Below are 18,897 nucleotides of genomic sequence, written 5' to 3'. Positions count from 1 at the left end.
TGTATAAAAGACAGGCACACAATTCTTTTGAGGTGAATCACAGCCTGACCCGATAAAACCAATAAACAACGTAAGCAACAAGCTACCAACATAAATTAATAAACAGGTTAATCTTGTTGTTGTAATGCCCACATATGTGCGTATTCACCGCCCAAGGCCAGCAATTCGTTATGTTGCCCTTGTTCAACAATTTGGCCCGACTTAAGCACAATAATAGTGTGGGCATCAGTAATGGTTGATAACCTATGGGCAATCACAATACTGGTGTGCTCGCTGGCTACTTCATGCATTGCCTTTAAAATTGCTTGCTCGGCCTGAGAGTCGAGTGCCGACGTTGCCTCGTCAAATATTAAAATTGGGGATTGTTTTAAAATAGCGCGTGCTATTGCAATACGCTGTTTTTCGCCGCCAGATACTTTTAAACCTCGTTCACCCACTCGCGTTTTATCGCCATCAGCTAACGTATTAATGAAATCTTTTAAATGAGCCATTTCAATGGCTTTATCAATATCACTATCGCTTGCAGAAGGGCGACCATAGGCAATGTTTTCACGAATTGTAGTGTTAAATAAAACGGTATCTTGAGGAACAATAGCAATAGCTTTGCGAAGGCTATCAAGCGTTACCGCACTAATAGCTTGGTTATCAATAGTAATGCTGCCCGATGTTACATCATAAAAACGATAGAGCAGGCGCGCTAGTGAACTTTTGCCAGCACCACTTGCGCCCACAATAGCTACCTTGCTACCTGCTTTCACTTTAAAGCTAATATTATTTAGAATAGGGCGGTTAGCGTTGTAGCTAAAACTAACATTATTAAAGGCAATTTCCCCATTTGGGACATTAAGGGGATTAGCATTTGGAGCGTTAGTGACTTGTGGTTTTTTATTGAGTAAGCCCAGCATGTTTTCTAAATCGGTAAGAGCACGGCGGATTTCACGGTAAACAAATCCTAAAAAGTTAAGCGGTAAAAATAATTGGATCATATACGCGTTTATCATTACTAATTCACCAATGCTTAGTGACCCTGTTACTACCTCGCTTGAACCTAACCACATTAACGCAGTGATGGCACTGGCAATAATTAATGCTTGCCCTGAATTAAGCGCAAGCAAAGACATCCTATTTTTTAAACGCGCGGTTTCCCAATTAGCTAAAAATGAGTCATATGTTTTGGCTTCAAACTGCTCATTATTAAAATATTTTACAGTTTCATAATTAAGTAAGCTGTCTATTGCGCGTGTGTTACTGAGGTTATCAGCTGCGTTTGATTCACGAATAAAACGATTACGCCACTGTGTCACCGTGACTGTAAAAAATATATATACGCCAACAGCAAGAAGTGTAATTAACGCAAACCAAATAGAAAATAGCGACCCAAAAATAATAGCAACGGTGAGAATTTCAAAAAGGGTAGGCACAATGTTAAACATTAAAAAGCGCATTAAAAAGCTGAGTCCACTGGTACCACGTTCTATGTCACGGCTTATACCACCAGTTTGCCTGTCTAAGTGAAATGCAAGTTCAAGCGAGTGCAAATGCTTAAACACTTTTAGGCCAATATTGCGCATAGCATGTTCGGTTACCCGTGAAAAAACAGCGTCTCTTACTTCACCTAAAAACACACTAGCGAAACGCAAACCGCCGTACATTATTAATAATAGAGCGGGAATGACCAACACTGGGTTTATTGATTTATCAACCGAGTCGATAATTTCTTTTAACGCCCAAGGCATTAAAAGCGTGGCGCCTTTAGCACCAATAAGCGCTAAAAGCGCAATAAATACGCGCCCTTTAAACTTTGTAATGTAAGGCCACAACGTTTTAATGCTTTGTTTTAAATTCATGGCGTCTGCACGTTTTTCAACGTTTTGTCTGGAGCGCATTATTTTTCTCGATTAAATACTTAATTGTTAAGCATTGTATTTTAAATAGTTGCCCTAATATACTAGGCATCTCTTATTTTAGTTTGATTTAAGTATGTTTAAATTTCGTGTTTTTATAACTGCTTTTTTGCTACTAGCTGCACTGTTTAGTGTGCAGAGTAATGCTGTGCAGGTAACACAAAATTTAAATCCTGCTGCCAGTTCACACATTTTATTTACAGATGCTATTGATATAACTAAAACGAAGCCTACTAAAAAGTCTGCAGACGCACCTGCGCATAAAAAAACACAACACACCGATTTTGACTCACATCAGCCAAGGCTTACAGCAAGTAATGCGTCACTTTTTTTGCACACAGTTCAAAGTGAGCCAGAATACGATGTTGTTTTTGAGTTTTTTGCGCAGCACCTTGTTAGGCAAATATTTTTACGCCCCCAAGCTGTAAATGCTATTCAGCCTTGGTATACGCTTGTGCATCACAGTAAAAAATCCCGTTTAAGTGGCTGGAAAGATGCCAACTTACTCTACAAAGCAGTAACTACCTACCACGCTTAATTTTCCTTATTTAATTTTTATTAGGTTTTAACGTTTTTCGTTTAAGCCTTGAGATTAATTGTGCTTTTAAAAAGTACGTTGCCAGTAATTTACTGGCAATAAGGAAAAAACATGTTAAGTGTAAAAAAAGATCAAAAGCCATTTATGGCTAAATTTAAATTAAGCTATATAGCCATGCTTATTGTGCTGATTTTATTAGCTATTAGCGCTTTACCCAACTTATACCCTAATAAATCGTGGTTGCATGTAAATAGCGCGCCACATAGCGAAACCCAAGCCATGCCAAGCACTCAAGCCTTAGTTACTTTTTTAAATAACCAAGGCTTAGACGTTGAACAGGGCCTTGATAAGCAATCAACTATAAATATTTTATTAAACGAGCCAACTAAAAGCGCACAAGCGCAGGCAGCCATAAAGGCGCAGTACCCAAACACGCAAGTTAAAATTGTAGAGCATGCAACAAGCCCAATTTGGCTGCAAGAATTTGGTTTATCGCCAATAAAATTGGGACTAGATTTAAACGGCGGTGTGTTATTTGTACTCGACGTAGATTTAGATAAAGCCGTTGATGAGCAATTAGCCAGTGCGTATCAGCAAGCTAAATCAATTATTGTTAAGCAAAAAGCGCACGGCCTTAAAGTGCTGCAAACAGGGCACGGCTTTGAAATTAACGCGCTGCCTAATGCGGTGCAAAAACTTACACCAGTGATTGATGAGCTACAAAGTCGCTTTGCTAATTTAGCGGTTACAACAACCAATAACGGCAATGTTAAAAACGCCAAGTTTAGCTACTCAGAGCAAGGGCGTAGCAAATTTAATAAAGAAGTAATGAGCCAAACGCTTACTACGCTTCGCTCGCGCATTGAAGAATTAGGTATTACTGAAGCCGTAACACAGCGCCAGGGCACACAGCGTATTCGCATAGAACTGCCTGGCGTGCAAGACCCAACAGAGGCAAAGCGCATTATAGGCGCGACTGCTTCACTTGGGTTTTATCAGTTAAAAGAAGTGGGTGGGCAAACATTTGATATGCAGTCTGGTGGAACAATCAAACTTGATCCTGTGCCAATTTTTACAGGCGATCACATTAATAATGCAAACATAGGCCGCGACGACTGGGGTAAGCCACTGGTTCAACTTAGCCTAGATGGGCAAGGCGGCGATGCCATGTCGGCTTTTTCAAAAGCTAATATTGGTAAGCCTATGGCCACGGTTTACTCTGAGTACTCTCAAAACGCAAGCGGTGAAACCGTTAAAAAAAGTGAAGTTATAAACGTGGCTAATATTGCACAGCATTTAAGTTCACGTTTTAGTATTACCAATATGAAAAGCCAACAAGCAGCGGCCGACCTAGCGCTATTATTACGCGCAGGCTCGCTAACTGCACCGGTTACGATTGTGCACGAGCAAACAATTGGCCCAAGCCTAGGTCAAGAAAATATAACTAACGGCTTGGCCGCATTGATGCTGGGAATGGGTATTACACTTGCCTTTATGGCAATGTGGTATCGCCGCTTAGGGCTTATTGCAAACGTAGCGCTGTTATTAAATTTAACGTCGCTTGTGGGGCTAATGTCTTTATTACCGGGGGTTGTATTAACACTTCCGGGTATTGCCGGGCTGGTACTCACCATTGGTATGGCGGTAGATACCAATGTTATTATATTTGAGCGAATTAAAGAAGAGCGCCGTAAAGGGCGTACGCCATACCAAGCAATTCAGGAGGGTTATAAACAAGCAGCAAATACAATATTTGATGCCAATATAACCACCATGATTACCGCGCTTATATTGTATGGAATAGGTTACGGCCCAGTTAAAGGCTTTGCCATAACATTGGCACTTGGATTGATTACTTCAGTATTTACTGGCGTGTACGTATCAAAAGTACTAAGCCAAACGTTATATTTAAAATTGGCTAAAAAAGCAGGAGTAAATGCACATGCTTAACACTTTTTTAAAGGGCGAGGCGGGTACACGTCTGCGTTTTTCGGGCATGCTTTTGAGCGTCATACTTGTACTGCTATCGGTATTTACGCTTAGTCAAAAAGGGCTTAATTTTGGACTCGACTTTACCGGTGGTTACCTAACAGAATTTACCACCAGCCAAGGTGTTGAGCTAAAAGAGCTTCAATCATTTATTACTAAAAATCACAATGGCGAGTTTGAACTAACCGCACAAGGTAATAGCCATTTTCAACTACGCGAAGCGCCTAGCGATTCAACAGCAAACAGCAATGATTGGCAAAGCGCCATTACACAAAATGCAGACATTAACGCCGAGGTTTTATCATCAGCGTATATTGGCTCACAAGTAGGTGATGAACTGTTTGAACAAGGTTGTTTAGCACTATTTTCAGCTATGGTTGCAGTAATGCTTTATTTAGCGGTGCGGTTTGAATGGCGTTTAGCCGTAGGCTCAGTGGTTGCGCTAGTGCATGATTTACTACTCGTACTGGGGCTATTTTCGCTATTAAGTATTGAGTTTAATTTAACCGTACTTGCCAGTTTGCTGGCCATTATAGGTTATTCACTTAACGACTCTATAATAGTAGGCGATAGAGTACGCGAGCTTTTACGTGTTAAATCTAATAATGCGCTTAGCCCGGCAAGTATTATTAACAACGCCATAAAAAGTACCTTAACACGTACGCTTATTACATCGGGCACCACGCTTGCTACAGTTGCAAGTGTTTGGCTCCTCGCGGGCGCGCCATTACAAGGCTTTGCCATCGCGCTATTTACCGGCATTGTAGTAGGTACGTTCTCATCTATTTGTATTGCCGCCACGTTACCCGAGCTTTTAGGGTTAAGTGCTAAAAATTACGAAGAAAAACAAGATGCAGAAACACAAGCGTTGCTCGATATGCCCTAGCAATAAATGCTTTTAAAAATCTGCATTAAAACACTGGCGCTTAAAATAATGGTTTTAAGCGCCTTATAACGGTAAAATTAATCACATAGTTTACCGTATTGGTTATTAGCGCCTTTCATGAATAAATCCCACGTAATAGAACACCTTAAATTTGCACTTGAAGCACAATTAAACAGCGCAAAACAAGCAGCAAAAGCCGCGCACGACGCCGCAACTCACGAAGAAAGCGTTGCAGAAACGCAGTACGATACCCTAGGACTCGAAGCCGCTTATTTAGCACAAGGGCAAGCTGAGCGTGTAAACGATTGCTACAAAAGCATTAAACAATTTGAAGCCATTTTTAAAGAGCCTACTCACAATAAAGTGATTATAAGTTCACTCGTTTGCCTAGAAGACGAAAACGCCCTACAAAAATGGTTTTATTTAGGCCCAGCCGCAGGCGGGTTAACGGTTAAAGTTAAAGGGCAAACTATTCAAGTTGTTACTCCTGAAGCCCCACTGGGTAAACAGCTCTTAGGCAAACAACTTGATGATGAAGTAAGCCTAACCATTACAGGCAAAAACCACGAATACGAGGTAGTAGAAATTTTATAAAATAGCAGAACCAACTTTGATGTATAGGTAATTACATGTTTACATTAAACTTATTTAGTGGAATTATTGAAGTATGTTATATGCGCTGATTTGGTGTGTTATAAACCATCAAAATGGTGTTCAATAGGTTGTTATGTAGCTTGAAGGATATGGACATTCACAATGCAGAATATACTAGTCATGGTCTTAAGAACTTTTCCTAATTACCTATCATTTCAGTTTTTTCTTTACTTATGTGCTCTCTATCTTTATACATGCATCTGAACCATCACCTAAAATTTATCAACCAGGGATGTTTTTTATCTTCTACTTTTAGTGATGGCTATGCTAGTAACACACTTTGGCTACATGACTTCGAGAAGTGGAAGCGAAAGCAAAACACCGTATTTACAAGCATGTGGGATTTTTGTGCTCTACGGATTTATTTGGCATGCTCTTTTTTAATACGCTACATTATAAAAAGTTATGTGCCCAAGGACACCCGATGCTCAGCGTAATGAATAATACTAAGTGGGAAGAGTTGTGTTCCGAAATGTACTCGCTTAAGGTGTCTTCTCCACTGTGGAGGACTAAAGACCTTGCTACTGGGTATTTATCTCCATGGAACGGTGATTGGTTTTATCATTTCAGGGAAGGTGGCTTCAATTCAATTCAATTGAATGGGTCGAATTAAAGATTGATAGCACCGCTCAATATGAAATCATCTTAGGTATTTTAAAGCAAATTAATCTACCAGGCTCTAAAAGTGAGAGTGCCTTCAAAATATACGGTTACGTTCCAATGAGTCAGTACGTTGAATACATATAGGTCACATAATAACCCAACAAAAGCACTCACTTCGTTCGCTGGGGCGCATCACGCGGGGTGGCTTCGCCATTATGCCCCACATGTCGATCCACTTATTGAAAAGATATATGGCTTTAATATGAATGATGAGTTGATTGCTCTTAAAAAGTATTTGGCAAGAAAAAAAGTTCTCAAAAGCACTTATGCCGTAGGAACGCTACCTAATTATGAAGGGTATTGCATACTAGAATCGAAAGGTATTTTTGAAATCTTCTATTATGAAAGAGGTTTAAAGCTCGACATCCTAAGTTTTAGTGATTCAAAAGAAGCCATTCAGCAGTTTAAAATAATGGTACTGACAGACCCTTCAACAAGAACAAGGTTTTAATGTGCACGCATATAACAAAGCACTTAAGTCGTAAAACGCTGCGCGGGCTGCAGGGACAAAAACATAATGCGGCTCCGCTATTCTCGGATTGTGCATCTGCCCCTTAGCTTAGTGATGAGGCTGAAGAATTACTCATTTTTAGAAACATAATTAATTGGACACCTACCTAAATTTTGAAATTAAGATGGGTGTCATTCTAAATAAATAGTTTGAGCGAACCAATTTTCGCTAAGCTTCGAATGCCTGCAGAGCTTGACAATAGTAAATAAGGAAGTACTTTGATTCATAGATTTTTATCAATATACGCGATGCTCTTTTTATTATCAGCTTGCACTACAGGAAAGCTTTATTACACGAAGGCCTCTGGCGAACGTGTTTTAGGGTGTGATGTTGAATTTGTTGGCTTACCAAGCGAAGATAAGTTTGCGGTTGAATATGCACTTAGCCTCTGCGCGAAAAGCTCTGTTAAAAAAGGGTATTCCATAGATAAAGAAAAGGAATATCTACTTACCCTAGATCTTCAAATTCCAGAGCCAAAATGTGGTGAATCATGGAACCATAAGTCGGCAAAAGAGCTGTATAAAACCGGCAAACTGTCAAAGAAGGAATATGGCTATATTGTTGCTCATATAGACTTGGGTTTAGCGGTTGTTTACGAATGCTCACCAATAACTGAATAAAATCAATTATTTCGATCGTTTTGGCGAGACATGCAGGATGGCTTCGCCCTTTATCCGACCGACGAGTTAGCTTTTTTCACAAACTTTGCTGTTACCATCATTTCGCCAATACCATCTACTTTACAATCTAGCTCGTGATCTTTTTTATCAAGCACACGCCTAACAATCGCTTTGGTGCCAATTTTAATAACTTGTGAGCTGCCTTTAATTTTTAAATCTTTGGCTACGGTTACTTTATCGCCATCAGTAAGTAAGGTGCCGTTGGCATCTTTAACTAAAATTGCGTCTTCATTGCCTGTGTTATTTGGGTTCCATTCATAGGCGCATTCAGGGCAAATAAGCAGTTGCTGGTCTTCGTAAACATATTCAGATTGGCACTGTGGGCAGGCTGGGTGTGACATTTATAACGCTCATAAAATAGTAATTTTGCGTATTTTAATCTGCATTAATAGGAAAATATAGTTAATCAATATTTTTTATCTTTACGCTAAAAATATCTCGTTTGTGTGGTTTTTAAAAAGGGCATATAAAGCAGATGTCGCCTAAGCAATTTAGGCGCTAACACTTACAGTAGGTATTTGTTAAAGCACCCATCGGATTAAGTGATACGCGCAATGCCCACTTAGTACGATGGGTGTTTCTATTTATAGTGCGATAATTTAAAGATCGCACGCATTTATATTTGGCTTACTACCGATTGGTATAACTAGGAAAAGTAGTGTTTAAAACCTTAATAGTGGTTGATAACAATGAGCAAACACTTGCTCAATCTTTCGAAAATGTGATTACGTTTAATAGTTACTTGCGTGATTACCCAAAACATAATGAACCTAAAACCCGCATTATTAATTTATGCGACTCAAGCCAATACTTGAGTAAGGGTTACTATTGCTCATTGCTTGCAGAGGCTCGTAAGCACCAAGTATTACCAAGTGTAAAAACAATAAACGCGCTTCGAGGCGGCCACGCACCTATGTTAAATGTGGGTCAAATTGATGGCGAAATTTACTTTGGTAATGCGCTAAACGAATTACAAAGTAAAGCGGCTAAATCGGTATTTAAACAATACCCAGCGCCAATTTTATTTGTAGATGAGCAAGGTTTGTTACAGCAAGGTTCGCTAAGCTCTTTAAACGAGGAGCAATATAGCAATTTTGTAGCAAAACTAAATACGTTTACCCAAACACAGTGGCGCATTGGAAATGTGCAGCGCCGTTTTAGATGGGATATGGCAATACTGGTTGATCATAACGAAAAAGTTCCACCGAGTGATAAAGATGCCATTACCCGTTTTATAAAAGCAGCGGCTAAACATGGTATTAATGCACAAGCACTCAGTTTTGATGAAATAGACAATATTGCCCAGTTTGATGCGTTATTTATTCGCCAAACTACAGCGATTGACCATCCAACGTATCGCCTTGCAAGCAAAGCGCAAAGCCTAGGTTTAGTGGTAATAGATGATGCTGAATCTATTTTACGTTGTTGTAATAAAGTGTATTTACACGATGCGTTTAATTACCAAAAAGTGCCCAGTTTAAAAACGGTTGTAGTGGCTGATCAATCAGCGCAAACGCTTGAGCAGCTAGAAGAAGCGTTTACCTATCCGCTGGTTTTAAAAATGCCTGAAGGGTCGTTCTCAAAAGGTGTATTTAAAGTTGCAAACCGCAGTGAGCTTGAAGCTAAACTAACCGAGCTGTTTGAATATAGCGCATTGGTACTTGCACAAGAATACATGTACACAGAATACGATTGGCGAGTAGGTGTATTAAATGGCCGCGCTATTTATGCGTGCCGCTACTTAATGGCACGTAACCATTGGCAAATTTATAATCACGATGCTAAACGGTTTTTCTCTGGTGGCTTTGAAACGCTACCTACCTTTGAGTTACCAAAAGCCGTATTAGATGCCGCTTTAAAGGCCTGTAAAACAGTGGGTAAAGGATTATATGGCGTAGATGTTAAAGAGCATCAGGGCAAAGCATATGTGCTTGAAGTAAATGACAATCCAAGTATTGATCACAAAGTAGAAGATGGCTATTTAGGCGACGAACTATACATGATCATTATGGATGAATTTAAACAACGCTTAGAAGCGCGAGGCCGTGGTTAATAACATGAGCAAGCTTGTTATTCGAAAAGCACTTAGCAGTGATTTAACCGCACTAATAGACCTTGAAAACGCGTGCTTTAATAACGATAAATTGAGCCCGCGTAGCTTAAAACGCTGGTTAAATGCTAAGCACGGTATTTTGCTAATTGCCGATAATGGCGAGCAAGTGTGCGGCTATGGGCTGGTGTGGTGCCATAAAGGCACACGTTTGGCGCGTTTATATTCGCTTGCTGTAAAACCCACAATGCAAGGTAAGGGCATTGCAAAAGCACTGCTTACAAGCCTTGAAAAAGAAACGTGTGAGCGCGGGCGACTTTACTTACGATTAGAAGTAGCCGTAAATAACGAAAGTGCGATAGGGCTATACAAAAGCTTGGGTTACAGAGTGTTTGGTCAATATAGCGATTATTATGACGATCACAGCGATGCACTACGAATGCAAAAAAATATTCGCCAAACGCGTGAGCTTAAATTGGCGCGGTTAACGCCGTGGTATCAGCAAACTACCGAGTTTACTTGTGGGCCTGCTGCGTTATTAATGGCAATGGGGGCACTTGATCCAACAACTGAGCTTAGCCAATCGCATGAGCTGGCACTTTGGCGTGAAGGCACCACCATTTTTATGACCTCAGGACACGGTGGTTGCCATCCGTTTGGTTTAGCGTTGGCGGCAAACAAACGCGGCTTTAAAAGCGAGGTAATGGTTAATACCACAGAGCCTTTGTTTTTAGATGGCGTACGCAATGAGAACAAAAAAGTGGTACTTACAACAGTACACCAACAATTTGTGGATGGTATGGCGCAAGCAAATATACCGCTTGTGCATAAAGATGTTGAGCTTGAGCATATTGAACAGTGGTTAAGCCAAGGCTTTAGTGTGCTGTTATTAATTAGCACATACAGTTTTGATGGTAAAAAATCACCTCATTGGGTTTGCGTTACCCACCTTGATGAGCACTGCGTGTATGTTCACGACCCATTTTGTGAGCAAGGAAGCGACAAACAACTCGCAATAGATTGCCAGTACGTGCCTATAGCGCGCAGTGATTTTAGTAAAATGTCAGCATTTGGTAGCCAACGTTTAAGAACCGCAGTGGCCATTGCTAATAATTAATGGGTTTAATGTAAAGAGTGACTTTTTTAGATTTAATTGATGTAGCCCCATATTCGTGGGCGGCCATTGGTACCGCCGCTTTTTGCGGTGCAATAATTGGGTTAGAGCGCCAGTTACGCGGTAAACCTGTAGGTATTCGTACCTCAGCTTTAATAACGCTGGGCACGTATTTGTTTTTATCGACCGCGTTTAACTTACAAGGTGATGTGATTGATCATTCGCGTGTAGTGGGGCAAATAATTACAGGCATTGGTTTTTTAGGCGCAGGCGTAATGCTTGCAAAAGACGGCGCTGTGGTAGGGGTAACATCTGCTGCAACCATTTGGGTACTTGCCTCAATTGGCGTAATGATAGCTACCGACAATTTAGGCGCTGCCATTAAACTTTCAGTGCTGGTGGTTGGTATTTTATACGGTGTAGATGTACTGGAGGCAAAATTTAAAAGCCTAAGCAAAGGGGTACACACTAAAGTAAAAAATTATCAAAAACGTTACTACCGAAAAGACTTTAACGACATAGAACGCCACTAATTTAGTGGCGTTTTGTTTTAGAATGACTTAAATATACATTGTGTTTTTAAAATTATTACTGGCCTATTATTCAGCGGATAACTTTTCGATTGAACTCTAATCATATGCGTGCTGTTAATTTACATATATCTAATCTAATATTAATAAATATATTTATGAACAAATAGTTAGTAATTTAAAAGGATTTTATGAACCGTCATTCATTCGATAAAACACAAGAGGTAAGAACAAAAGTTCTTCAAGGAATGAGTTTAATAATAGCGCTAGTTGCGCTTGTTGTAGCTTATGTAAATATAATTATTTCGAAGGTTTACATATTAGGAGCGATAGAAGTTTTACTCGCTGTGTTTTGTTTTTACACGTATTACAAAACGTGTATATCTGCCTCAAAGGTTTGGCATAGATGGGCGGTAGCCTATGCTTATTTCTTTGTTGTATTTTTAGCTGTTTATATTTTAAAAACAGATGAGGGTATAACGCATTGGATTTGTACATTTCCCATTTTGGCGTATTTGTTATTTGGTAAAAAACACGGGCTTATAAGTAGCTTTTGCTTACTGTTTGCGTCGGTAATTCCTTTATATTCTTTCCTCAGTTTAGGTGGTGCTAATAGTTTGCACTTAATTGTTAACTTAGGCCTTTCGTATATGACTATATGGACCGTTTCGCATATTTATGAAGCGATGAGATATTCTAACCAAGAAACAATTTTAAATTTGGCACTTAGAGATCCATTAACAAAAGCGTTTAATAGACGTGCATTACAAAGCCGCTTTAGTAAACAAACAGTTATTGATGAGCCTGTATGCGTAGCACTTATTGATATTGATTTTTTTAAAAAAGTGAACGATAAATATGGGCACGACGCAGGTGATGCTGTTTTAACGCAACTAACTGACTTATTTGTAGAACAATTTAAAGAAGATAATGTATTTAGAATGGGCGGTGAGGAATTTGTTGTTGTTATAAATGCTGATCAGCAAGCTGCTTATGACTTAGCAAAGTGTTTAATTAAAACGGTTGAAAGTCATAAGTTTACTTATGAGAAAAACTGTTTAAAAATTACAATAAGTATTGGTTTGGAAGAACTGGTTACTGATTCGTATGTTGATTTATCTAAAATACTTAAAGCAGCTGACGGTTATTTATACATAGCAAAAAATAACGGAAGAAATTGTGCTGTTTGTAGTATAAATAATTCAATATTAGGTAATTAAAAAAGCTTATTTGTTAGCCAAATAGCTTTCTTCTAACCACTTTTCTGTACTCGCTTGGCGTTTGGCTAAGTACTTTTTTAAACACGCGGGTTAAATGGCCTTGGTCGTTATAGCCGACCTCAAGTGCCACTTCTTGTATTGTTAAATTAGATGAAGCTAATAACTCTTTAGCACTTTCAACCCGTAATTGCTGCCAATATTCTATAGGGCTTTGATTAGTTGCAAGCTTAAAGCGTCGTGTAAATGTACGGTAGCTCAAACTAAATTGGGCGGCTACTTCTTGTAAGTTTAACTCGCTGGCTAAATTAGTTTTAAGCCAAAACTGAATTTGCGCTATGAGTTCATCTGGGTGGCGGTCAACCGCGCCTTCAAGGTAGCGCTGATCTTCGTATGGTTTACGTACTTCGTGTGAAAAGTTACGTTCTACGTGCTGCGCAGCGGCTTTGCCGTAGTATTGGCTAATAATATGTACGATCACATCGGCAAGAGCATTTAAGCTTGCTACCGTATACATGCGCTCAGACTGGGTTATAAAAAAGTCGGGCTTTAAGCGCACTAACGGGTAGTCATGGCTAAATTGTTTTGCGTAATGCCAATGAGTTGTTGCAGGGTGCCCATCAAGTAAACCCGCTTCTGCAACTAGGCAATTACCCGTGCCTACACCAATTATATGGCTGCCAGTTTCAAAGCTTTCTTGTAGCCATTCAACCACTTCTTTATTAGTACGTACTACAGGGCGAGGATTTCGCCATATGCCGGGGACTATAATTAAATCGTTATACGGTGCGTTAGCAGTAGTGCAATCCGGGACTATAGCAAGGCCAGTACGGTTTTTTATTGGCTCATTACTTTTAGCAATTAAATTTATACTAAGCGGTCTAAAGTCAGTTTGGTCTAAGTGGCCTTTTGCGTAGGCTTCGCCGGCTCTTAGCATTTCAATAGGCAGTGTTAAACTGGTAATAAGTAAATGCGGGTACACTGCTATGGCAATATTTAACGCTGGGTTTACTGATTTTTTATGCATGCGAATGCTCCGACCAGTACTTTTTGGCCTTTAATGCTGAATATTTGGCTATTAAAGCACAAAGTGCTGTGGTTAATCCAATTAAACTGTTTGCTTCTCCTATAACACGTTTTAAAGGTTAATTATGACAGCATTACCCGTAATAGTAGGCATGGGTGGTATTAACGCCGCTGGCCGTACTTCTTTTCATCAAGGTTACCGCCGTATCGTGTTAGACGCATTAAACGCACAAGATCGTAGTGAAACATTTTTAGGCCTCGCCACATTAATGAACTTAGTACGCGTTGTTGATGGTCAATTACAAGACACAAACGGCAATAATGTTGAGCAAAGCGACATAGAAGCACGCTTTGGTGAGCAAATTATTGCTGGCACACTTATTCGTAAAATTGAAAAAGAACATTTTGATGCAGATGCCACGCCTTGGCAGCAAAAAATGACATTAAAGACATCTGATGAAAACGCGATTGTATTTGAAACTCGCGCACGCGATTTACCAAGTCCAGTACCTGCCAGTTGGAAAGTACAAGAGCTTGAAGGTAAAAAGGTAAAAGTGACTATAGCGGCAGAGCTAGATGTAAAGCTTGATTCTACACGTGATAACCCAATTAAATCGGCGGGGCAGTTTCCTACCGGGTTTGATCCATCAATTATGTATAACAGCCGTTATCAGCCACGCGGTTTGCAAGCCACCATATTTGCTGCAAACGATGCTATTAAGTCAACTGGCCTTGATTGGCAACGCATAATGAATAGCGTAGAACCAGATAAAATTGGCACTTATTCAGCCTCGGTTATTGGCCAAATGGACGATAATGGATTGGGTGGTTTAGTTAAAGCACGCCAGCAAGGCGATCGTGTTAGTACAAAGCAATTAGCACTTGGCTTAAACACGATGTCGACTGATTTTATAAACGCCTACGTTACAGGTAATGTAGGTACTACGTTTTCTACCTCGGGTGCATGTGCCACATTTTTATATAACTTACGCGCTGCAGTAAACGATATTCAAGCAGGGCGCACCCGTGTTGCGGTGGTAGCAAGTGTTGAATGCGCTATTACGCCTGAAGTAGTAGAAGGCTTTGGTAATATGAGCGCCCTTGCTAATGTTGAAGGCCTGCGCCGTTTAGATAATTTAAGCAGTGAACAAGAGCCAAATTATCGTAAAAGCAGCCGCCCATTCGGTGAAAACTGTGGTTTTACATTAGGTGAAGGCGCACAAGTCACTATTTTAATGGATGATGCATTAGCACTTGAGCTTGGTGCAGATATTATGGGCTCAGTACCTGATGTATTTGTAAATGCCGATGGTATTAAAAAATCAATCACCTCACCGGGTCCGGGTAACTACATTACAATGGCTAAATCTGCGGCATTGGCAACAAGCTTATTAGGCAAAGAGGCGTTACAAAAGCGCAGCTTTATTTTAGCGCATGGTTCTAGCACACCGCAAAATAGAGTAACAGAATCTCTTATTTACCATAAAGTGGCACAAACGTTTGCCATTGATAGCTGGAAAGTGACGGCGCCAAAAGCCTATGTTGGTCATACAATAGCCCCCGCAAGTGGCGATCAGCTTGCTATTGCGCTGGGGGTATTTAGCCATAATATTATGCCGGGTATTACTACCATAGATAAAGTGGCCGACGATGTTCATGCAGATCACTTAGATATACGTAACTACCATTACGATTGTGGCGACATGGACATAGCCTTTATAAACTCAAAAGGTTTTGGCGGTAATAACGCCACAGCTACTGTACTAAGCGCTAAAGTAACACTACAAATGCTTGCTAAACGCCATGGTGAAAAAGCGATGAGTGATTACGCTGATAAAAACACATCCGTTGTTGCTGCGCAAAATACCTATAAAGCGCAAGCTGACCTTGGTAAGTACGAATTAGTATACCGTTTTGGTGATGGCGCCATTGACGATAACGACATTGTAATTGGCGAGGACGGAATAGAGCTTCCCGGTTTTGATAAAGCAATTTCGTTTAATACAACCAACTCCTATCAAGATATGTTTTAAGCACACATACTTGAAACCCAAGGCGCTTAATAAAGCGCCTTTTTTATATTTATGAGTTTATTAGTCTATAGTTAAATTTTGGTTAGTTATAAATATAAGCTTGCATCTTTTTATAATGTTTGTTTCTATAATAGCTACTTTGCGTTCTAGGATGGATAATCAAATGAAAAAACTCTCTATAGCTCTTTCTATATTACCTGCGTTAACTTGTGTGCCAGTAATGGCAGATTTTGTGCCAGCTGAAGTTGTTAAGGACAACTACAATAAACAAACAAATACATCTTCTCGTGTGTCACGCTTTGAAGGCTTAAATTTAAGTAGTTATGTTGTGAATGAAAGCGGTCAGGTTAGTGATATTGAAATTGTTGCATCTATCGGGCAAGACAAATACAAAAGAGAAGTTGTTGAGTATGTGTCAAAACTAAATTACAAGAGTGCTCGGGTCGATGGTAAAGCTGTGCCTAGTGCAAAGCTTATTACAGTGACTTCTCAAAACCTGCACTTGGGGTACACTAACGACAAAGCAACGCATGGCTTTTTTAATGATTATGAAACGGCAAGTAATTTAATTAATGAAAAAAAATTAGATGATGCGCAAAGTAAAATAATAGAGCTAGAACGCGACCATGCTAAAAATACTGTTGAAATAGTATTACTTTCATGGCTAAAAAGTCAGCATAGCTACTTTACCCAAGATTGGATTGGCTTTGATAAACATATTAATAATGCATTTTTATTTAGAGATAATTTACCAGATCAGATTAAAGTGCGAGTGGTAAAAAATGCCTTGCAATGGTTTATATCTAAACAGGACTATGTGCGCGCTTATGATGCAATTGATGCCCTAGGAAATATTAAAGCCTTTGTTTTTACAGATGAAAACAAGCAGCAGTTGCTAGCTCAAGTTAATGATATTTATAAAAAATCAGGCGATATAAACCAACAAATAGCTATTGAGACAGATCAAGCTGTCATGCCTTTACTGTCTAAAAGTGAGGTACTGCTTGAATCAACAATGCCACTAAGCAAGGTTCAGCTGCGCTGTGAAAATAAAGTGGTAAATTACAACACAAGCGCTATTGATAAAATTGTCATTTCTAAAGATGATTTACGTTGCGGGTTATTAATTAAAAGTGCGCAAGCACAAACAGTAACGCTAAAACAAAGTGGTAATGCTTTTTTGTAAAGACCAAAAAATATTTTTATTTAAAACCCCATATATAACGATGGGGTTTTTACTTTTAAGCTATATTACTTCAATTTTTTTACATACCTGAGCGTTATAAAGTTAATAATAGCTAGTAAAATGGCTACTTCATATCGGTTATTTGCTACAGCAATACCAATTAATCCCATATTCCATATGCTCGCTGCTGTCGCAGTACCTGATGTTGACTCATTATTTTTCAAAATTGCACCACCGCCTATAAATCCGATCCCGGTTATAATTCCTTGTAACATTTTAGATTGTGCTTCAGATGAGTCTAGTACCGACATGGCTATAAGTGCATACCCACACGATGCAACTGCTACTAACGGAAATGTTCTTAGTCCAGCGCCGTCTTTACTTCGCTCTCTATCGTAGGCCATTGGCAAGGCTAGGGCGTAGGCAATACCTAAATGAATTAAGTTATCTAAGATTTCATTCCACTGTAAATCAAATTCCATTGCGATTCTCTATTAAAAAATTTAACTTACAAAAGCAATTGCCACGCCAAATATAAAAACATTTAAAATCAATGTGTTGTTTTTTATTTTAGGTTGATTTAGAGCATATTTAGTAAAATGTACACATTGGTTTATCACTTTTACTTAATGTGTTTACACATGTATTTAAATTGGTTTTACAACTTTTTACAGTCTTAATTTTATAAACGTATAGTATAAATACATGCTTTTAGAGGAGGGGACTATGAAGCTATTACTAACACTATTAATAAGTGTGTACTTAAGTGGTTGCACGGTGGCTGGAGTTTTAATAGATGGTCATGCTCAAAATAACGAAAAATTAAATCAAAATATGAATAGCAAAGCTCGTTCAGACCCTTACAAAGATCCATTTAAAGCCATTCCAAAAGATAGAGAAGGGTTTTCTTTTACAAAATTAGGTTTAATAATTGATTCTGCATTAGTCGACTTTGTCAGTGTGGAAAATAAGCAACAACGCCAAGTGTGTAGGAAGGTGAGTAAAAGTTTAAAAGAGTGTGTAGAACTAAATAAGCCAGAACTACACACTAACGAGGCTACGCAGTTAAAAACTGACTATGAAATAATAAGTGTTGGTCAATAAAACTACTTATAAAGAAGTAACTATGATCGTAACCTTCTTGCATTTCAAGCGTTATCGGGTAACTCTTATCGTGAGCGATAGCCACTAGGTTTTGTGGTTTAAGTTGCTCCTCTAAAAAGCCATCGGCATCACCCTGCGATACTAGCATAGGTAGGTAATCGTCCTGCTTTGCTAGTTTCATCAACTCACACGTATCGTATTGAGCCCAGAGCTCTTTGTCAGTGCCTAAATAACCGTTAAACGCTTTTGTGCCCCATGGGCAATTGATTGGGTTAACTATTGGGCTAAAAGCAGAGGTACTTACATAGGCTTGTGGGTTTTTAAGAGCAACCATTAAAGCACCGTGCCCACCCATAGAATGACCACTAATAGCTTTTGTACTTGTTACCGGAAAATGCTGTTCAATAAGTGCTGGTAGCTCATTAACTACATAGTCGTACATATTAAAATGTGTATTGTAAGGTGCTTGAGTAGCATTAACATAAAAGCCAGCACCTTGAGCAAAGTCATAACTATCTTCATTGGGTACGTTATCGCCACGCGGGCTTGTATCCGGTGCCACTATTGCAATACCCAGCTCAGCAGCTTTTTTAAACGCGCCCGCTTTTTGCATAAAGTTTTCGTCAGTACAGGTTAAACCCGATAGCCAATAAAGCACAGGGACTTTGTTTGTTTCACTTGCACCTGGTGGTAAAAATACCGCAAAACGCATTGTGCAATGGGTACTTGTTGCAGCGTGAGCGTATTGTTTATGCCAACCACCGGCTACTTTTGTACTTGAGATATTCTCTAACATAATAATCCTTAAAAGC

At 39.3% G+C, this 18,897-nt stretch carries 19 protein-coding genes; 14 read left to right on the top strand and 5 right to left on the bottom strand.

Annotated features, from left to right (window positions below; translation table 11 throughout):
* Nucleotides 1-107 precede the first annotated feature (107 nt).
* Nucleotides 108-1,886, bottom strand: a complete 1,779-nt coding sequence (locus tag AC27JL_RS10060) for an ABCB family ABC transporter ATP-binding protein/permease (RefSeq protein WP_487195540.1) — start codon at nt 1,884-1,886, stop codon at nt 108-110.
* Between the two features lie 94 nt (nt 1,887-1,980).
* Here AC27JL_RS10060 and AC27JL_RS10055 point away from each other — a divergent pair, with 94 nt between their 5' ends.
* The 7 genes from AC27JL_RS10055 (at nt 1,981) to AC27JL_RS10025 (ending at nt 7,765) form a co-directional block, all read left to right on the top strand.
* Nucleotides 1,981-2,442, top strand: a complete 462-nt coding sequence (locus AC27JL_RS10055; RefSeq protein ID WP_487195539.1) for a hypothetical protein — start codon at nt 1,981-1,983, stop codon at nt 2,440-2,442.
* 111 nt (nt 2,443-2,553) lie between these two features.
* Nucleotides 2,554-4,392 carry a protein translocase subunit SecD gene (gene secD, locus AC27JL_RS10050; RefSeq protein WP_487195538.1) on the top strand — a complete coding sequence of 613 codons (1,839 nt, stop codon included), beginning with the start codon at nt 2,554-2,556 and terminating at the stop codon, nt 4,390-4,392.
* Complete coding sequence (gene secF / locus AC27JL_RS10045; RefSeq protein ID WP_487195537.1) at nt 4,385-5,317, top strand: protein translocase subunit SecF; 933 nt, start codon at nt 4,385-4,387, stop codon at nt 5,315-5,317. The genes secD and secF overlap by 8 nt, the downstream gene beginning before the upstream one ends.
* A 117-nt stretch (nt 5,318-5,434) precedes the next feature.
* Complete coding sequence (locus tag AC27JL_RS10040) at nt 5,435-5,911, top strand: GreA/GreB family elongation factor (protein ID WP_487195536.1); 477 nt, start codon at nt 5,435-5,437, stop codon at nt 5,909-5,911.
* Between the two features lie 430 nt (nt 5,912-6,341).
* Nucleotides 6,342-6,584: a DUF6678 family protein gene (locus AC27JL_RS10035; protein ID WP_487195597.1), complete on the top strand. Its 243-nt coding sequence runs from the start codon at nt 6,342-6,344 to the stop codon at nt 6,582-6,584.
* 252 nt (nt 6,585-6,836) lie between these two features.
* Nucleotides 6,837-7,085 carry a hypothetical protein gene (locus tag AC27JL_RS10030; protein ID WP_487195535.1) on the top strand — a complete coding sequence of 83 codons (249 nt, stop codon included), beginning with the start codon at nt 6,837-6,839 and terminating at the stop codon, nt 7,083-7,085.
* Between the two features lie 278 nt (nt 7,086-7,363).
* Complete coding sequence (locus AC27JL_RS10025) at nt 7,364-7,765, top strand: hypothetical protein (RefSeq protein WP_487195534.1); 402 nt, start codon at nt 7,364-7,366, stop codon at nt 7,763-7,765.
* Between the two features lie 50 nt (nt 7,766-7,815).
* Here AC27JL_RS10025 and AC27JL_RS10020 read toward each other — a convergent pair whose 3' ends face one another.
* Nucleotides 7,816-8,166, bottom strand: a complete 351-nt coding sequence (locus AC27JL_RS10020; protein WP_487195533.1) for a zinc ribbon domain-containing protein YjdM — start codon at nt 8,164-8,166, stop codon at nt 7,816-7,818.
* Nucleotides 8,167-8,483: 317 nt separating this feature from the next.
* Here AC27JL_RS10020 and AC27JL_RS10015 point away from each other — a divergent pair, with 317 nt between their 5' ends.
* The 4 genes from AC27JL_RS10015 to AC27JL_RS10000 all read left to right on the top strand — a co-directional run bounded on the left by AC27JL_RS10015 (nt 8,484) and on the right by AC27JL_RS10000 (nt 12,739).
* Entirely contained in the window at nt 8,484-9,878 is a 1,395-nt protein-coding gene (locus tag AC27JL_RS10015; RefSeq protein ID WP_277054388.1) for a RimK family protein, read from the top strand.
* 4 nt (nt 9,879-9,882) lie between these two features.
* Nucleotides 9,883-10,992 carry a peptidase C39 family protein gene (locus AC27JL_RS10010; protein ID WP_487195532.1) on the top strand — a complete coding sequence of 370 codons (1,110 nt, stop codon included), beginning with the start codon at nt 9,883-9,885 and terminating at the stop codon, nt 10,990-10,992.
* A gap of 17 nt (nt 10,993-11,009) precedes the next feature.
* Nucleotides 11,010-11,522: an MgtC/SapB family protein gene (locus AC27JL_RS10005; protein WP_487195531.1), complete on the top strand. Its 513-nt coding sequence runs from the start codon at nt 11,010-11,012 to the stop codon at nt 11,520-11,522.
* A 188-nt stretch (nt 11,523-11,710) separates the two neighbouring features.
* Nucleotides 11,711-12,739: a GGDEF domain-containing protein gene (locus AC27JL_RS10000; protein WP_487195530.1), complete on the top strand. Its 1,029-nt coding sequence runs from the start codon at nt 11,711-11,713 to the stop codon at nt 12,737-12,739.
* A gap of 13 nt (nt 12,740-12,752) precedes the next feature.
* Here the strand turns inward: AC27JL_RS10000 and AC27JL_RS09995 are convergent, their stop codons facing one another.
* Nucleotides 12,753-13,763, bottom strand: a complete 1,011-nt coding sequence (locus tag AC27JL_RS09995; RefSeq protein WP_010557444.1) for a GlxA family transcriptional regulator — start codon at nt 13,761-13,763, stop codon at nt 12,753-12,755.
* Between the two features lie 124 nt (nt 13,764-13,887).
* On the opposite strand from AC27JL_RS09995, the gene AC27JL_RS09990 reads away from it, so the two are divergent.
* Both AC27JL_RS09990 and AC27JL_RS09985 read left to right on the top strand, forming a co-directional pair.
* Nucleotides 13,888-15,795 (top strand): beta-ketoacyl synthase, encoded by a 1,908-nt coding sequence (locus tag AC27JL_RS09990; protein WP_487195529.1) that lies wholly within the window; start codon nt 13,888-13,890, stop codon nt 15,793-15,795.
* Between the two features lie 163 nt (nt 15,796-15,958).
* Nucleotides 15,959-16,981: an energy transducer TonB gene (locus tag AC27JL_RS09985; RefSeq protein ID WP_487195528.1), complete on the top strand. Its 1,023-nt coding sequence runs from the start codon at nt 15,959-15,961 to the stop codon at nt 16,979-16,981.
* A 65-nt stretch (nt 16,982-17,046) separates the two neighbouring features.
* On the opposite strand, the gene AC27JL_RS09980 is transcribed toward AC27JL_RS09985, so the two are convergent.
* On the bottom strand, nt 17,047-17,463 hold the full coding sequence (locus tag AC27JL_RS09980; RefSeq protein WP_487195527.1) for an MgtC/SapB family protein: 417 nt from the start codon (nt 17,461-17,463) through the stop codon (nt 17,047-17,049).
* Between the two features lie 244 nt (nt 17,464-17,707).
* Here AC27JL_RS09980 and AC27JL_RS09975 point away from each other — a divergent pair, with 244 nt between their 5' ends.
* Nucleotides 17,708-18,085 (top strand): hypothetical protein, encoded by a 378-nt coding sequence (locus AC27JL_RS09975; protein WP_487195526.1) that lies wholly within the window; start codon nt 17,708-17,710, stop codon nt 18,083-18,085.
* Here AC27JL_RS09975 and fghA read toward each other — a convergent pair.
* Nucleotides 18,039-18,881 (bottom strand): S-formylglutathione hydrolase, encoded by an 843-nt coding sequence (gene fghA, locus AC27JL_RS09970; protein WP_487195525.1) that lies wholly within the window; start codon nt 18,879-18,881, stop codon nt 18,039-18,041. The genes AC27JL_RS09975 and fghA overlap by 47 nt on opposite strands.
* Between the last annotated feature and the right edge of the window lie 16 nt (nt 18,882-18,897).

Source organism: Pseudoalteromonas sp. 4NS20-0020, assembly GCF_057554385.1.
This window is presented reverse-complemented; position numbering and strand designations above follow the sequence as displayed.

Excerpts from the sequence above, each read along its gene's own strand:
- AC27JL_RS10060 (WP_487195540.1), bottom strand. The coding sequence starts at position 1,886 with ATGCGCTCCAGACAAAACGTTGAAAAACGTGCAGACGCCATGAATTTA.
- AC27JL_RS10055 (WP_487195539.1), top strand. The coding sequence starts at position 1,981 with ATGTTTAAATTTCGTGTTTTTATAACTGCTTTTTTGCTACTAGCTGCA.
- secD (WP_487195538.1), top strand. The coding sequence starts at position 2,554 with ATGTTAAGTGTAAAAAAAGATCAAAAGCCATTTATGGCTAAATTTAAA.
- secF (WP_487195537.1), top strand. The coding sequence starts at position 4,385 with ATGCTTAACACTTTTTTAAAGGGCGAGGCGGGTACACGTCTGCGTTTT.
- AC27JL_RS10040 (WP_487195536.1), top strand. The coding sequence starts at position 5,435 with ATGAATAAATCCCACGTAATAGAACACCTTAAATTTGCACTTGAAGCA.
- AC27JL_RS10035 (WP_487195597.1), top strand. The coding sequence starts at position 6,342 with ATGCTCTTTTTTAATACGCTACATTATAAAAAGTTATGTGCCCAAGGA.
- AC27JL_RS10030 (WP_487195535.1), top strand. The coding sequence starts at position 6,837 with ATGAATGATGAGTTGATTGCTCTTAAAAAGTATTTGGCAAGAAAAAAA.
- AC27JL_RS10020 (WP_487195533.1), bottom strand. The coding sequence starts at position 8,166 with ATGTCACACCCAGCCTGCCCACAGTGCCAATCTGAATATGTTTACGAA.
- AC27JL_RS10010 (WP_487195532.1), top strand. The coding sequence starts at position 9,883 with ATGAGCAAGCTTGTTATTCGAAAAGCACTTAGCAGTGATTTAACCGCA.
- AC27JL_RS10000 (WP_487195530.1), top strand. The coding sequence starts at position 11,711 with ATGAACCGTCATTCATTCGATAAAACACAAGAGGTAAGAACAAAAGTT.
- AC27JL_RS09995 (WP_010557444.1), bottom strand. The coding sequence starts at position 13,763 with ATGCATAAAAAATCAGTAAACCCAGCGTTAAATATTGCCATAGCAGTG.
- AC27JL_RS09990 (WP_487195529.1), top strand. The coding sequence starts at position 13,888 with ATGACAGCATTACCCGTAATAGTAGGCATGGGTGGTATTAACGCCGCT.
- AC27JL_RS09985 (WP_487195528.1), top strand. The coding sequence starts at position 15,959 with ATGAAAAAACTCTCTATAGCTCTTTCTATATTACCTGCGTTAACTTGT.
- AC27JL_RS09980 (WP_487195527.1), bottom strand. The coding sequence starts at position 17,463 with ATGGAATTTGATTTACAGTGGAATGAAATCTTAGATAACTTAATTCAT.
- AC27JL_RS09975 (WP_487195526.1), top strand. The coding sequence starts at position 17,708 with ATGAAGCTATTACTAACACTATTAATAAGTGTGTACTTAAGTGGTTGC.
- fghA (WP_487195525.1), bottom strand. The coding sequence starts at position 18,881 with ATGTTAGAGAATATCTCAAGTACAAAAGTAGCCGGTGGTTGGCATAAA.